Origin of the sequence: Bartonella sp. MU70NMGDW (genome assembly GCF_042194085.1) — a bacterium.
GTDB lineage: Bacteria > Pseudomonadota > Alphaproteobacteria > Rhizobiales > Rhizobiaceae > Bartonella > Bartonella grahamii.
Genome location: NZ_JBHIMK010000034.1, coordinates 3,448 through 19,432 on the forward strand (window position 1 = coordinate 3,448; position 15,985 = coordinate 19,432).

Annotated in this window: 14 protein-coding genes; 10 read left to right on the forward strand and 4 right to left on the reverse strand. The window is 37.1% G+C overall.

The features are described from left to right. Positions 1-747 precede the first annotated feature (747 nt). From ACFIKE_RS04925 to ACFIKE_RS04935, 3 genes are all read right to left on the reverse strand, one after another. Positions 748-1,155, reverse strand: a complete 408-nt coding sequence (locus ACFIKE_RS04925) for a hypothetical protein (RefSeq protein WP_375626785.1) — start codon at positions 1,153-1,155, stop codon at positions 748-750. 537 nt (positions 1,156-1,692) lie between these two features. Continuing rightward, positions 1,693-2,556 (reverse strand): prephenate dehydratase, encoded by an 864-nt coding sequence (locus ACFIKE_RS04930; RefSeq protein WP_375648540.1) that lies wholly within the window; start codon positions 2,554-2,556, stop codon positions 1,693-1,695. Further along, a complete protein-coding gene (locus ACFIKE_RS04935; protein WP_375648541.1) occupies positions 2,553-3,284 on the reverse strand; it encodes a 3-deoxy-manno-octulosonate cytidylyltransferase in 732 nt (243 codons plus the stop codon). Before ACFIKE_RS04935 ends, ACFIKE_RS04930 begins: the two co-directional genes overlap by 4 nt. 104 nt (positions 3,285-3,388) lie before the next feature. On the opposite strand from ACFIKE_RS04935, the gene ACFIKE_RS04940 reads away from it, so the two are divergent. Continuing rightward, on the forward strand, positions 3,389-3,952 hold the full coding sequence (locus ACFIKE_RS04940; RefSeq protein ID WP_375648542.1) for a c-type cytochrome: 564 nt from the start codon (positions 3,389-3,391) through the stop codon (positions 3,950-3,952). A 922-nt stretch (positions 3,953-4,874) separates the two neighbouring features. Here the strand turns inward: ACFIKE_RS04940 and ACFIKE_RS04945 are convergent. Next, positions 4,875-5,669, reverse strand: coding sequence for a molybdopterin-synthase adenylyltransferase MoeB (locus ACFIKE_RS04945; protein WP_375626794.1), 795 nt, complete (start codon positions 5,667-5,669; stop codon positions 4,875-4,877). 87 nt (positions 5,670-5,756) lie between these two features. Here ACFIKE_RS04945 and gshB point away from each other — a divergent pair, with 87 nt between their 5' ends. The 9 genes from gshB to mutM all read left to right on the forward strand — a co-directional run. Continuing rightward, positions 5,757-6,695 carry a glutathione synthase gene (gene gshB / locus ACFIKE_RS04950; RefSeq protein WP_375626796.1) on the forward strand — a complete coding sequence of 313 codons (939 nt, stop codon included), beginning with the start codon at positions 5,757-5,759 and terminating at the stop codon, positions 6,693-6,695. A gap of 142 nt (positions 6,696-6,837) precedes the next feature. After that, a complete protein-coding gene (locus tag ACFIKE_RS04955; RefSeq protein WP_375648543.1) occupies positions 6,838-7,884 on the forward strand; it encodes a substrate-binding domain-containing protein in 1,047 nt (348 codons plus the stop codon). A gap of 76 nt (positions 7,885-7,960) precedes the next feature. After that, on the forward strand, positions 7,961-9,421 hold the full coding sequence (gene pstC / locus ACFIKE_RS04960; protein WP_375648544.1) for a phosphate ABC transporter permease subunit PstC: 1,461 nt from the start codon (positions 7,961-7,963) through the stop codon (positions 9,419-9,421). Continuing rightward, a complete protein-coding gene (pstA, locus tag ACFIKE_RS04965) occupies positions 9,418-10,707 on the forward strand; it encodes a phosphate ABC transporter permease PstA (RefSeq protein WP_375648545.1) in 1,290 nt (429 codons plus the stop codon). The genes pstC and pstA overlap by 4 nt, the downstream gene beginning before the upstream one ends. 51 nt (positions 10,708-10,758) lie before the next feature. Continuing rightward, complete coding sequence (gene pstB / locus ACFIKE_RS04970) at positions 10,759-11,517, forward strand: phosphate ABC transporter ATP-binding protein PstB (protein ID WP_375625677.1); 759 nt, start codon at positions 10,759-10,761, stop codon at positions 11,515-11,517. Positions 11,518-11,538: 21 nt separating this feature from the next. Continuing rightward, on the forward strand, positions 11,539-12,261 hold the full coding sequence (phoU, locus tag ACFIKE_RS04975) for a phosphate signaling complex protein PhoU (protein ID WP_375648546.1): 723 nt from the start codon (positions 11,539-11,541) through the stop codon (positions 12,259-12,261). 586 nt (positions 12,262-12,847) lie between these two features. Next, on the forward strand, positions 12,848-13,684 hold the full coding sequence (locus ACFIKE_RS04980) for a cell wall hydrolase (RefSeq protein ID WP_375648547.1): 837 nt from the start codon (positions 12,848-12,850) through the stop codon (positions 13,682-13,684). 174 nt (positions 13,685-13,858) lie between these two features. After that, on the forward strand, positions 13,859-15,106 hold the full coding sequence (locus ACFIKE_RS04985; protein ID WP_375648548.1) for an aminopeptidase: 1,248 nt from the start codon (positions 13,859-13,861) through the stop codon (positions 15,104-15,106). A gap of 271 nt (positions 15,107-15,377) precedes the next feature. After that, the coding region (gene mutM, locus ACFIKE_RS04990) for a bifunctional DNA-formamidopyrimidine glycosylase/DNA-(apurinic or apyrimidinic site) lyase (RefSeq protein WP_375648549.1) at positions 15,378-15,985 on the forward strand (608 nt) is incomplete at its 3' end.

Here is a 15,985-nt window from a genome sequence, read left to right on the forward strand (position 1 = left end):
CTTATAAGACCACTACCTTATTTCTATAACGAATGAGAATATCAAATACGTAATATTTTTTTCCTTTAACATATACGAATATAAATACTGAGTAGATGTTATCGCTCTTTGCGTGCTTGTTCTTTTAATTAAAAAACATCGATGTTTATCACAAGATGGGTCAATATATGAAGTTTCATCATTTGAGAAAAGATTTCATATATTTTTAAGGGGCTGTACTCATGCAAGAGAAGAGGCGACATTAAACGCTATAGAAATAAGGAGATATACTGGTTTTATAAGCATAAAAAGGTTCTTATTCTATATAAGCGACATTTTATAGTTTCAAATAATTATATCCTTTAACAAGGAGAGAAAAGCGAGATGAATTTTTACAAAAAGCTGAATGAGTATGATTTAAAATGCAGCGAGGAATGCATTTATAGAGCAAATTTTACTTTTCTGTTTATCTAGGTGATTTGGGTACGATGTGCTTTACAGTGCTTAAAATGAAGCAGTTGCGAAGATAGAAGTTATATGCTTATAAAAAAATAGCTCTGATAGTAGAAAATACAGAACAATTGAATTTTAGTCTTTTAGTTTTTGCAAAAGTCCTTTAATATCTAACGTTCTGAGCAGCTTAAGGTTTTCCATATTAGTATAAAAATACCTCTTCGGCGATTAGTTTTAATAGCTCATTATGCTGTATTTTGAAAAAATAACTGAAAAAAATAAATCTACTCAAATTTAGATGTTACAGAAATATTATTAATCATAATCTCCTGTGTCACAATTGGTTCCAACAACTTTTTTCTTCGTAATATTCTTAAAAGTATAATGTCCTGACGAAGGAAAGCTTATATGAAGAGATTTTATATTTTTCAGTGTAAAGATCTTCTTTTCTTTATCATGGGTTAATTTCTTTTCATCATCAACAACAATTCTCAATTTGTTTAGATCAGAAGGGGCAGAGTACGATAAAGTGAAGGATACTTTATTCGGTTTAAAGATACTACAAGAGTATTCAACTCCTTGATGGACAATATCGGATGGGATGATCACAACACTTTCATCCAGCGCAAAATTCCATTTTTTCTCACCAAAGCCAGCAAATGCAACACTAGAGTAGGCGAGAATATTTGCAGCTAATAATCCTTGCGTGAAGATTTTTTTCATTATCCTTTCCTTTTTTCTAAAGTGAGATGAATCATAAATCAGTTTTTATAAAGATGAAAGTTCAAACTTAATGCTAAAAGCAGGTTTGAGTTGCATTTTCTAGCTTTAAACCATGTTCAGACTAATATCATTCTAATAAATTTGAATGCTCTATCATGTATAATAATTTGAATTGTTTTGAGAGTTAATTAGAAGTTCGTTATCTTTATTGGCATAAACTATCAGAAGAAATGACTTGTTTCAAGAACCTCTCTATAATATATAAAGGGAAATATATGGTACAAGTGTTTTTATTTTTGGTTACTGTGTTTTTTACATTGGTTTTTATACAATTTGAATTGCTTTTTATCATGATATAATTTGTGAAAAAGTATTATGGAAATAATTTATATATTCTTTTATGAACCGTTTTTTCTTCTTCAGTTTTTATGAAGGGTGTTGAGTAGAAAAAAACGAGCTCTTCCAAGATGCGTCGCATCATGAAGTTTTTACGATGCTCTTTGATATCAGCAAAGAATGATGGCAGTTTAATTGCTTTTATATATACGATGTTCGATCGTTTTGTGCTGGATAAGTACCGATAATACGCAGTTCTGCAGAAAAGAAAGATAATTCTTCTAAGGCAAGTTTCATCATCGGGTCTTCAGGATGTCCTTCAATATCAACAAAGAATTGTGTTGCATTGAAATTTCCACCAATTTGATAGCTTTCTAATTTTGTCATATTGATACCATTCGTTGCAAATCCTCCCATAGCTTTATAGAGAGCAGCTGGGACATTGCGCACTCGAAAAAGAAGACTGGTGATAATTTTTTCGCCATTTTTAGGCTTGGGGACATGTCGTTTGGAGCGTGAAAGGATGACAAAACGGGTAATATTATGAGGGTTATCTTCAACATCACTTTCAAGAATATCAAGTCCATAGAGTTCTGCTGCGATTAAAGGTGCTAAGGCAGCCTGTGAGCGTTTAGCATTTTTTTTAATAAATTTTGCAGCTCCAGCAGTGTCTGTAGAAACAACAGGTTTCCAACCGTTGTTTCGTATGATTTTTCGGCATTGTGCAAGGGCATGCGTATGGCTGTGGACGGTTTTAATTTCGTCATATGTAACGCCGGGCAAAACCATTAATTGAAAATGGATAGGTAAAAAATATTCATCAATAATATAAAGAGATGATTGCGGTAAAAGATGATGAATGTCTGCAACGCGTCCTGCAAGAGTATTTTCAATAGGGATCATAGCAAGATCAGCTTTCCCACTTTCCACTAAATTAAGCGCGTCTTCAAAAGTAGCAGAGGGAACAGCATCCATATTGGGGAACATATTGGAGCAAGCAATATGGGAATTAGCGCCGTATTCTCCTTGGAAAGAAATTTTATTGGTTTTTTTAAGTATTTTCATGCTAAAATCTCACAAACTCTATCGAGATCATGTTGTGTGTCTACACCTAAGGGAATTGTATCGACTATTTCCACATCGATACGCATATTGTTTTCTAATGCACGTAATTGTTCAAGTTTTTCACGTTGCTCAAGTGTAGAGGGTTTGAATGATACAAATTTCTCAAGTGCTTCGCGCCGATAAGCGTATATTCCAATATGATGATAAAGAGGACCATCTCCATAAGGTGCTGTGGTACGCGTAAAATAAAGAGCACGAAGGCGATTTTGAGAAAGAGGTGTACCAATGATTTTGACGACATTGGGATCTCTTTTTTCATTTTCTTCAATGATTCGAGCACCCAAGGTTGCAATATCAGTAAAGCTATTTTCTAAAGGGCGTAGCGCATGAATGATTTCACGAGGCATTATTGTTGGTAAGTCACCTTGTATATTTAAAATGGTATTGTAACGTTGTTTCGGATCAATACGCATTAAAGCTTCATAAATACGATCAGATCCAGACTTATGATCACCTTGTGTTATGATACATTCATGCCCATAATCTGCAACAGCTTTAGCAATATCATTATGATCTGTTGCAACGATCGTACGCCCTATTGCAGCTTTTTTGGCTTGTTCTGCGACATGTACAATCATCGGCTTTCCGCCAATTTCAGCGAGAGCTTTTCGAGGAAGACGGGTTGAGCCTATACGAGCAGGAATAAGAATAATTGGTTCAAGAGCCATTGTAAGATTCCAAATGTCATCTGTGATGCATTTATGATGTTGTGTGTTATAAAGAAAAAGCTTAAACTAAAAATGGTAATGAAACCGTGAACATTTGAGTTTTTATGAATCGTCCGAGATTTATTTATTTTATTTGTGCTTGTTTATGTGTTCTGGTTATTATTGTGGGGATTTCCACACTCAGTAATATAATTTACGATCATCCTACATCAGTCCAATACTATTATACAGTTGCCAAGAATGATACATTTCAAGAAAAACAAAAAGCACCTGATGTTTCCCTATCACTAAATAGCCGTCTTCAACAAGGCAATTTTGAAAATGGCCGTAAACTTTTTCGCCAATGTGCCATATGCCATACTTCTGGACGCAATGAAGCAGGGCGTGTTGGTCCAGTTCTTTGGGAGATTGTTAACCGCCCTTTGGCATCAGCAGCAGGTTTTGCTTATTCACGGGCATTGCGTGCTCATTCTGATCAAAAATGGGATTTTGTAACGTTAGATCGTTATCTACATTCTCCACGTGAAGCTTTTCCTGGGACCATTATGTCTTTTCGTGGAATTAAAAATGACCAAGATCGTGCCGATCTTTTGCTTTATTTACGCAGTTTATCCGATCATCCTGTTCCTTTACCAATGGATAATAATAAAGCAAAAGAGCTAAATTAACTTATACCATAAATGTTAATTTTAGAAAGATGTCTGATTTTTTTGTAATTTTAGTTTCACTGTTTTATCAAAAGAGTTCTTATTGATGTTTTGTTAGGGGGAACGCCCCTCACGCAAAACAGAATACATTTAACGTTGCATATTGACTCGCTTATTTTAAAGAGATCTTTTATAAAAATGCACTCTTTACGCTGTCATCTGTAGATTGGTTTTCAAGATTTGTGTGCTTCACTTTTTCTACATATACTTGTCTGTGAAATTATTGCTGAAGGATTATCAATTCATGAGCTGCAGCTTTCTGCTTCTGAATGCAATGATTATGTAATTAAAGCTCTCCACGAGGTTTATCTCAATCCTTCTATACACATCAATCCCTATGTACTTTTCTTGCGAACAGAGACAATTGATTATTCTTATACGTGCAATAATCCTAAGCTGCTTTTTATGATGCTTGATGAATAGACGTTTTCTCTTGAGGTTAGAGGTGTAGGGACAGATCATTGACCTTTTATAGTATCGATAACTAAAATATGATTTAGATTATTTGTTTATAGGTTATGGTATGAAGTAAGCACTTTCATGTGAAGCAAATTGGAAGCAATTTTTATGTGTGAATAGTAAAATAGTTGAATAGAGTTCTGCTGATTATATTTTTATCTACTTCGAAAATTTTTTACACAAGAATACTGATGGCAGCTAAGTTTGCACGAGTCTCTGTTCATTTATAGACGATGACATGAAATTATGCTGATAAGCTATTATAGAGAATTATTTTTTCACAAAAGGTCTTCCATATTTGTGATAAATTTAATAGTTTCCATTGGTTACAGTGTTTCGATGACTTACGATAAAACATCAGTATTTCAATACATATTGCGACATATTGCGAGAGTGCTAAAAATTAATGCGGGAGGGGACATAATCATGATTCCCCAAGCTTCTTAATAACTATGGCATTTTTCTTATAATTTGAGCGTTTATAAGTAATAATATTAAATTGCGCTAATAATCCATTGTAGAGAAGAATTTTTCCCACTAAGGGTTCACCAATATTTGTGATCATTTTAATAACTTCCATTGCTTGTAGGGTCCCAATAACGCCAGGTAAAACACCGATGATTCCAGTTTCAGCGCATGTTGGGATAGTCCCGTGAGCCGGAGGCGTGGGAAATAAATCGCGATAGTGAGGATTATTGTCTTTATATGGCATAAGGACGGTTAATGAGCCATTAAAACGTTCTACAGAACCACTTATTAAAGGTTTTTTGCATTGGGCAGCGTGATCAGCAAGAAGATAGCGTGTCGTAAAATTATCACTTCCATCAACAATGATGTGGTAAGCATTGAGCAGTTTATCCACATTACTTTTATCTAAGCGTAGGGTGTGTTTTTCAACTACAACATGAGGATTTATTGCTTTTATAGTGGTTTCAGCACTGTCTGTTTTTCTTTTGTTTATTGCATTTGTTTTATGAATAACTTGGCGTTGTAAATTGGAAAGTGAAACGATGTCGTTATCGACAATTCCAATGGTTCCAACACCTGCGGCAGCCAAATAGGTTAAGACAGGAGCACCAAGACCACCAGCGCCCACAACAAGAACACGTGCTTTTTTTAGCTTTTGTTGCCCTGCACCACCAATCTCAGGCAAAATGATGTGGCGTGCATAGCGTTCGATTTCTTTGTTGTTTAATTTTGTATCTGTTTCTTGTGTCATAAATTTTCTCTTGTCATAGTTCTTTTATTGTTTACTAAGTTTATGGTGCATAGACCAGTCTGCTTTTAGGATAGGGAGGATTTATTTATGAAAATTGCCATTCAGATGGATCATATTTCAACAGTTCGGATTCAAGGAGATACGACATTTGCACTCGCTTTAGCAGCGCAAGAACGTGGACATTCTCTCTTCCATTATACACCAGATCGTTTATCTCTGTGTGATGGTTGTGTGATTGCACGACTAGAGCCATTGATTGTGCGTGATAAAGAGGGAAGCCACTATCAATTAGAAAAGCCTGCTCGCACGGAATTAACAGATATGGATGTGGTTCTTTTACGCCAAGATCCACCTTTTGATCTCAATTATATCACGACGACTCATTTGTTAGAACGTATTCATCCTAAAACACTCGTTGTGAATGATCCAGCATGGGTACGCAATAGCCCAGAAAAAATTTTTGTTACTGAATTTTCTGATCTGATGCCAGAAACATTAATTACCAAAGATATTGAAGAAATAACAGCTTTTAGAGAGACATTTGGCGATATTATTGTTAAACCACTTTATGGAAATGGGGGCGCTGGTGTTTTTTATTTAAAACAAGATGATCGCAATTTAGCATCATTGTTGGAAATGTTTGCAGAAATTTATCATGAACCTTTTATTGTTCAGCGCTATTTAGAGGCAGTACGAAAAGGAGATAAAAGGATTATTTTGCTTGATGGTACACCCGTTGGAGCTATTAATCGAATTCCGACAAAAACAGATGTGCGCTCTAATATGCATGTTGGAGGTCGCGCGGAAAATGTTGAGTTAACAAAACGTGATTATGAGATTTGTGAACGTATTGCTCCAGCCTTAAAGGAACGTGGTCTTCTTTTTGTGGGGATTGATGTGATCGGAGATTATATAACAGAAATTAATGTGACGTCTCCTACAGGAATTCGTGAAATTAAACGCTTCTGCGGTACAGATGTTGCTCATTTGTTTTGGGATGTTATTGAGTTCAAGCGTTCAAATTAATTTATTTGACAGAGGACAAAAACATGGTTTTAAAAAAATGATCCATGTTGTTTTTTATATTTGTTATGTTGCAAATGTGAACTAGAATGACCGTATGATATAAATTAAGAGGCTTTGTCCTCAATTTTTAGGGAGTTTATAGATGAGCAGAGTATTATCAATTGGAGTGGGATTGATTTTTGCGCTACTGCTGTCAGCAAATGGAGGCAATGCGCGCGATCAAATACAGATTACTGGTTCATCTACAGTTTTACCTTATCAAAAGATTGTTGCTGAGACATTTGGAGAAATTTATCCCCATTTTAAGGTTCCTGTTATCGAATCAGGTGGAACAGGAGCTGGTATTAAGGAATTCTGCCGTGGTATTGGGGAGAACACCGTTGATATTGTCAATGCTTCGCGAGCAATGAAGCCGAGTGAATTACAGTCTTGTTTTGATGCTGGTGTAAAAGATGTTGAGGAAATACGTATTGGGTATGATGGTATTGTTTTTGCAACAGATATTAAGGGTCCTGATTGGAAGTTAAAGCCAGTAGATGTTTATAAAGCTCTTGCTGCTCGAATTATTATAGACGGAAAGTTGCAACCGAATAATGTTTTGAAATGGAGTGCAGTTAATAGTGCTCTTCCTGATTGGACGATAGCAGCGTATATTCCTGGAGAGAAGCATGGGACGCGTGAAGTTTTTGAGGAAAAATTACTTATTGAGGGGTGTAAAGAGAGTGGGGCAGTTGAGGTGATGAAGTCTTTAGGAATGGATGATAAGGAGATACACACTGCTTGTATTGCGATACGTAAGGATGGAAAAGCGGTTGATATTGATGGTGATTATTCTGAAACATTTGCGCGTCTAACTTCTAATAAAACAGGGGTTGGTATTTTTGGTTTGTCTTTTTATCAAAATAATGCTGATAGGCTAAAGGTTGCCGATATTAACGGTTTTGCGCCAACAGTTGAGACGATTTCTAGCGGACAATATCCAGTTTCTCGTCCGCTTTTTTTCTATATTAAGAAAGCACATTTAGGTATTATTTCAGGTTTGCGAGAGTATGTTGACTTTTTTCTTTCTGATCAGATGATTGGTCCAGAGGGTCCTTTGGCTGAATATGGTTTGATTGTTTCTCCTGAAAAGGAGCGTCAAGCGCAGCGTTCTGATTTTTCTGCTGGTCGAGTAATGACATTGAAATAATTTGCAGGGAAAATTTGTTGGATTTCTGGAATAGGAAACTTGGGTGCTATTTTTTTTATAAAAACTGAAAGATAAAATGCGCATTTCCTTTATTATTTTGCTGTTATTGATTTTTGGATTTTGTGGCTTTTGTATTTCTTATATGCGAGCACGCATTCTTGAATACAGACAACATAAGATGCATTCTCGTGCGTATTATTATGGCTGGTGGACATTTTTGATTACTGTTATTCCAGCTTTTATTTTTTTAATTGTTTGGGATGCTGGGAGTACAATTTATTTAGAATATAATGCCTCTCGAGAGCTTGGGGCGTATAGTGCGCATGTAACAGAGTCTGTAAATCATGATCTACTTTGGGAGACACTTCGAAGTCTCGTCAAAATGATTCATCGCTTTGAGGGGAATCTTTCTACCGCTTCCTATAAGGAAGTGCAGGCACAGTTATTCGCGAAGGGATTGATTTTACCTAGTGAAGCATCGGATGATGTGTTCAAAATAGCACAGTCGTGGGTATTCTCTTCTGAAAAGCTTAAGTTTATAGGTTATGGTTTCCTTTTTGCTATTGCATTCTTTGGTTTTATCTGTGGAATGATGCAAATTGCGCCTCATCAGCGTGCGCGCAATAAGGTTGAATCTTTTATTATTATTGGATTAATTTGTGCATCTATTGTTGCAGTTTTGACAACAATAGCCATTGCGCTTTCTATGCTTTTTCAGACAGTGAGCTTTTTTCAGTCTGTATCCTTTTCAAATTTCTTTTTAGGAACTGTTTGGGATCCGCGTTTTTCCGCGAGTGGCTCAAGCGATGAAGTAGGACAATTTGGTTTAATACCGCTTCTTGCTGGTACGCTTTATATTGCATTTGTCGCCATGCTTTTTGCTGTACCTATAGGACTATTTTCAGCTCTTTATATGGCTGAGTATGCTTCTGCGCGATTGCGAGCTATTGTAAAACCATTGTTGGAAGTTCTTGCTGGCATCCCAACCATTGTTTATGGTTTTTTTGCTTTGAAGGTTGTAGGACCATTTTTACGTGATCTCTCTGCGTCTCTCTCAGATGGGGGTGGTTTTATTATGGCACAAAGTGTTTTGACTGCTGGAGTTGTGATGGGAATTATGTTGATACCTTTTGTTTCCTCTTTATCGGATGATGTTATTACGGCTGTTCCACGCATTTTACGTGAAGGTTCTTATGGTTTAGGCGCAACGCAATCTGAAACAATTAAAAAAGTTGTTATACCAGCAGCGCTTCCAGGGATTATGGGGGCCATTTTGTTGACGGCATCGCGTGCAATTGGAGAAACAATGATTGTGGTTTTGGCGGCAGGTGTTGCAGCAAACTTAACACTCAATCCTTTCGAAGCAATGACTACGATGACTGTAAAGATTGTTAATCAATTGACCGGTGACTTTGAGTTTAATTCTCCACAAACTCTGGTGGCTTTTGCCTTAGGGATGACGCTCTTTGTTATGACACTTTTGATGAACATTCTGGCTCTTTATATTGTGCGTAAATATCGGGAACAATATGAATGAATGAAGATTTTTTCCCTCGTCGCAATATTAGCCTCAAGCGTCGGTATTGGGCTGAACGTCGTTTTCGTGCCTATGGTTTGATTGCCATTTCTATTGGTTTGTTTTTTTTATTTACGCTTTTATGGTCTATCATTGGTCAGGGTTATACAGCTTTTTTTCAAAGTGAAATGACATTATCGATTTATTTGGATGAAAAGATCATTGATCCAAGTGGTCAACATAAAACAAAACCGCGAGTACTCATGACGGCGAATTATCCACTTCTTGTACGCAATGCTTTAGCAAAGAAACTGAATATAGATCAAAATGATCGAGCCTCTCTGCGGGACATTAACCGTATGTTTTCAAATAGTGTTCGCGTTCAACTGCGTGAAATGGTGACAAAGAATCCAAAACTGATTGGCACGATGCAAAAAGTTAAAGTTTTGGCATCTGCGGATATTGATTCTGCTTATAAGGGACAGATTGATCTGCGTGTAGCAGAAAAAAACCGTAAAGTTTCTAATCGACAAGTAGAATGGATAAAGCGTTTAGCGCATGATGGTACGCTTTATAAAACATTTAATATTGGTTTTTTTACATTTGGCGCTTCAAGTCGTCCTGAGACTGCGGGATTAGGTGTTGCGATCATTGGTTCTCTCTATATGATAGGCATCGTTTTATTAGTTTCACTCCCGATAGGCATAGCAACGGCTCTTTATTTGGAAGAATATGCACGCAAAAATAAATTTACAGATTTTATAGAGGTTAATATCAATAATCTTGCAGCTGTTCCTTCAATTGTGTTTGGTCTTTTAGGACTCTCTTTTTTTGTTAATTTTTTAGGATTACCACGTTCAGCCTCTTTTGTTGGTGGTCTTGTTTTAGCGCTCATGACTCTTCCCACGATCATTATTGCAACACGTTCTGCTCTGCGTGCTGTTCCTCTCTCTATTCGTGCAGCAGCTTTAGGACTGGGAGCATCAAAAACACAAATGATTTTTCATCATGTTGTTCCTTTAGCTGCGCCTGGTATTGTGACAGGCACAATTATTGGAGTCGCGCAGGCTTTGGGTGAAACAGCGCCTTTGCTTTTGATTGGAATGGTTGCTTTTGTTGTGAATATTCCTACGACCCCCATGGATCCAGCAACGGCTTTGCCTGTTCAAATTTTTATGTGGGCGGGTGAAGCAGAGCGCGCTTTTGTTGAAAAGACATCAGGAGCTATTATTGTATTAATGATTTTTCTTGCGATCATGAATATTTCTGCGGTTTTTTTACGTCGACGATTTGAACGCCGCCAGTAATTTTAATAAAACAACAGCTTTGATAAGATTTTTGTAAGGTGAATTTTTGTAATGAAGATTAAAATGCGCGGTCAGGATGTGAAGGTTTCTTATGGAGACAAAGAAGCACTCCATGGTATTACACTTGATATTCCTGAACATCAAGTAACAGCCTTGATTGGTCCATCAGGATGCGGAAAGTCGACTTTTTTGCGTTGTTTTAACCGTATGAATGATACGATTGAAGGCGCTAAAACAACCGGTCTTATTACCTTAGATGGGGAGAATATTTATGACCAGAGGATTGATGTTGTAGAATTGCGCGCTCGTGTTGGAATGGTTTTTCAAAAGCCCAGTCCTTTTCCAAAATCTATATTTGAGAATGTTGCGTATGGTCCACGCATTCATGGTTTAGTTAAAACGCGCTCTGAATTGCATGATGTGGTTGAAAAAAGTTTGAGGCAGGCAGGTTTGTTTGAAGAAGTAAAAGACCGTCTTCATGATCTTGGAACAAGTTTATCAGGGGGACAACAACAGCGTTTGTGTATTGCACGTGCTATTGCGGTTAGCCCTGAAGTTATTTTGATGGATGAGCCCTGTTCAGCTCTTGATCCCATTGCGACGGCACGGATTGAAGAGCTTATCGATGCGTTACGGCAAAATTATACAATTGTTATTGTAACGCATTCCATGCAACAGGCCGCACGTGTTTCTCAATATACGGCTATGTTTCATTTAGGGCATTTGGTAGAAGTTGGTGCGACTGAAATGATCTTTACCTCACCAAAAGAGCAACGGACGCAAGATTATATTACGGGGCGTTTTGGATAGGTGAATTGAGGAGTGTAAGATATGTCTATGAACCATACTGTCCGTTCTTATGATGCAGAACTAAAATATTTAAAAGCAAGGATTATAGAAATGGGGAGCCATGCAGAAAGAATGATTGAACGTTCTGTAGCATCGGTTGTGTGTAGTGATCTTCAACTTGCAACGACAGTGATTGCCGATGATGTATTTTTAGATGAAGCAGAACGTGACATTGATGAAAAAGCGGTTGCTATTATTTGCAAACGCCAACCGATGGCTGTCGATTTGCGTGAAATTATTGGAGCCATTCGTATTTCTTCTGATCTTGAGCGGATTGGGGATATGGCCAAAAACATTGCTAAAAGGACTGTTGCACTTTCAGAAATACGTCAATCTGCTTCTGTTTATCATGGGCTTGAAACAATTACAGCTTTAGCACTCAATCAATTAAAAGAAGTCTTAAATGCTTATACGAGTCGCCTATTAGAGCGTGTTGACGCTGTGCGTGAGCGTGATGAGAAGATTGATGCTTTGTATACTTCTCTTTTTCGTGAACTTTTGACATATATGATGGAAGATATGCGCAATATTACGGTTTGTACGCACTTGCTGTTTTGTTTAAAGAATATTGAACGAATTGGTGATCATGTTACGAATATTGCTGAAATGCTGCATTATATCATAACGGGGTACCATATGTCTTCTGATCGTCCTCGCGATGACCTTACTTATAAAGTTGGGATAGGTGAGAAGAAAATAGATTAAAATTTTTCTTATATGTATAAAATCAGTTTGTAGATATTATGAGTATTTTCTTACAGTGCAGCTATAGAAAGAATAAGATAGCTATACTATGGAAAAGCACAAAGAAGAAACAAAGAGTTTTTCAGAGAAGCATGGCAGATTTCTAACTCTTAGTTTGACATATTTGTATATTGGATGATATCATCACTCGTATTGCGGACGGAGGGGAGTTTTCTAGGGGAATTTCCTTTCAGATCATTTTGTTAAAATTTTATATTAAAGGGGATATCTGTATTATTTTTTTAATATCGATGCAAAGAGTTTTGGTATCCAAATTTTTTGTATGTAGGAGAAGTGGATAGTGTTACTTCATTGTAATTGGAACGTGTGGGCTATTATGGCCTATATTGAACCATAAAGAATAACAATATTGATCTGTAAATTAAGAGTTTTTTATTTTTTATTTTGCATAGATACTTTTTGATTACCTCTTGTATTAAAATTTTACTGAGTGGTAACAGTTAGCTATGTACTTTATTGAGAGATACATTTAAAGCTCATTTCAAGACTTGAATAGCTCAGAGATTATAGGAATGTGTTGCATAAGATGAAAAAAAATCGTTGGAATGTATTTGTTACCTGTTGTGTAGCGCCGTTAGTTGTTGTGGGGTGTGCTTCAAATCATTTAGAGACTGGAAAAATAAATAATAATAAGACAAAAACGGTTACATATCCATTGACAGAGCGTCAATGTCTTATGCGAGCGATGTATTTTGAATCAAATCGCACAAGCCGTGAAGGAATGATTGCCGTTGGAACGGTTGTTATGAATCGTGTTAATTCGACCGCCTATCCTAAGACGATTTGTGGTGTTGTTGGTCAATATAGGCAGTTTGCTCCTGGTGTTTTAACGCGTCCTATGACGGAGAAAGCATCTGTTGCTCGTGTAAGAGAGGCGGCTGATGCTGTTTTACGGGGTGAGCGAGATAAGAAAGTTAGACACGCTAAGTTTTTTCATACCGCTGGTTTGTCTTTCCCGTATAAAAACATGCATTATGTTCAGGTTGCAGGGGGAAATGCTTTTTATGAAAAACGATCACGTGATGGAGAACTTCAAGTTCCTACAAATAATCGCCCTTATGATGTTGCTTATGCTTTTGCTCAAGAACGTTCTGGTCATGCGCCAAGCTTTATAGATGAAGGTTTAGAAAGTAGGGGAGTAAAGGTAGAGAAAAGTGCATCTCCTTCGATAGAAGTAGCACAGTCCAAGACGGCACACCCTGCGCATTTTGCTATGGTGCAGCTTGATAAAGTTCCTATTCCTGCCTATGCACCTCAACATCTAGCTAGGAAAGAGGAAAATAAAACGATTATGACTTTGCCTTCATCAGATCAGTTAAATGCAATTGTTGCAATGTTAGAAAAACGACATAGAAACTGGTAAGTTTTTCACGACAAAAGAAGGGTTATATACCCATTGCGGTTTATGAATTAAGTGAACCTTTTAGCGATAATGACACGCATAAATATACGTAGAGAAAATGAACTCGAAGGATCTAAAAAAATTTATAAGATGACGACGTAAAGAACGCATTTTATTTAAAGAAGGGTATTGCTAATGTACTTTGATATTCATGAGACAATTTCGCCTGAAATGCTTAATCGTCTTGCAGAAATTACAGTAAAAGTGGGGTTGAATTTACAAGAGGGGCAGGATCTTGTTTTGACTGCTCCAGTTTCAGCATTACCTTTTGTTCGGCGTATTGCATATCATGCTTATAAGGTTGGTGCTGGTGTCATTACACCAATTTTTAGTGATGATATATTATCGCTTACACGTTTTGAAAATGCCCATAAAACTAGTTTTGATTGTGCCCCTTCTTGGCTTTATGAGGGAATGGCGAAGGCTTTTGAAAATGGGGCAGCGCGTTTAGCGATTGTTGGTGATAATCCTTTGCTCCTTTCCAATCAAGATTTTGATAAGGTTGCGCGTTTGAATAAGGCGACTTCACTAGCTTACCAGCCTGCTCTCAAAAAAATATCGAATTTTGCTATAAATTGGTCAATTGTTGCTTATCCAACAGCAGGATGGGCTGAGGCAATGTTTCCTTCTTTACCACTGAATGAGGCGATTAAAAAATTAGCCGATGCAATTTTTTCTGCTTCACGTGTTACAGAAGAAGATCCGGTACATGCGTGGGTTGTCCATAACGAGAATTTAAAGAAACGATCATCTTGGCTTAATGAGCAGCGTTTTTCTGCCTTACACTTTACAGGACCAGGGACAGATTTAACTGTTGGTTTGGCAGATGATCATGAATGGCATGGTGGTGCATCCGTTGCTCAAAATGGTGTTATTTGCAATCCGAATATTCCGACAGAAGAAGTTTTCACGACTCCTCATGCTCATAAGGTTGAAGGTTTTGTTCGTTCGACGAAACCACTTTCCTATCAAGGAACACTGGTTGATAATATTGAAGTACGTTTTGAAGCAGGGCGTATTGTTGAGTCTCGTGCATCAACGGGTCAGGAAGTTTTGCAACAGGTTTTGCAAAGTGATGAGGGTGCAAGCCGATTGGGCGAAGTTGCTCTTGTGCCCCATTCTTCACCAATTTCTAAGAGTGACCTTCTTTTTTATAATACCTTATTTGATGAAAATGCTGCATGTCATATTGCTTTAGGACAGTGTTATTCCAAATGCTTTTTAGATGGGGCATCATTGACGTCAGAGGAGATTGCAGCACGTGGTGGTAATAAAAGTGTCATTCATATTGACTGGATGATTGGTTCTGGCGAAATTGATATCGATGGCATTACCCAAGATGGTGTAAGAGTTCCTGTATTTCGTAAGGGTGAATGGGCTTAATCCTATTATGCCGCATTTGAGGTGGGGTGGGATGTAAGCCTCATTGATACGTTAAGTATTTTAGAGTGCTAGGTGAATATTCAAGGCAGGGCTTGGCCATAAAGCCTTTAGTTAGGTGACTCACATGAGTAGGAAGCTAAGAGAAATCCAGTTATCAAAAATTTGTTTCTTATAGAGCAGATGTAGAGGAAACCTTTGTTCTTTGAGGAGGGAAAAGAAGTCAATTTATTTGTGATACAATTGAAAAGTGTATAATTTTTAAAGAAGAGAGATGCCTGAACTTCCTGAAGTAGAGACAGTTCGTCGTGGACTTGAGTCTGTTGTAACTGATGCAAAGATAGTATCTGTCAGACTTAATCGTAGAGATTTGCGCTTTCCTTTTCCTGAGGCTTTTTCTGAGCGCCTTATTGGCAGAACAATTATAGAACTTGGTCGGCGTGCAAAATATTTATTATTCCATCTTTCTCAGAATGAAACGATTTTAAGCCATTTAGGAATGTCTGGTTCATGGCGTATAGAGAATGATCTTTTAAGAACAGTTTTTTCAACGACAAATAAATTGGTTAAGCATGATCATTTTGTCATGGATATTCAAACAAGGGATGGTGAAGTTTATCATCTTATTTATAATGATGTGCGTCGCTTTGGATTTATGCTTTTAGTCAATACGGACAAGCTTTATGAACATCCACTTTTAAATAAGCTAGGGCTTGAACCTATGAGTAATTCGTTTTCTGGTCGTTATTTACAAAAGGCTTTTGTTAATAAAAAAATGTCTCTCAAGAGCGTTTTACTTGATCAGTCTATTGTTGCAGGTCTTGGGAATATTTATGTTTGTGAGGCACTTTGGCGGAGTCGTTTGTCTCCACAACGTGGTGC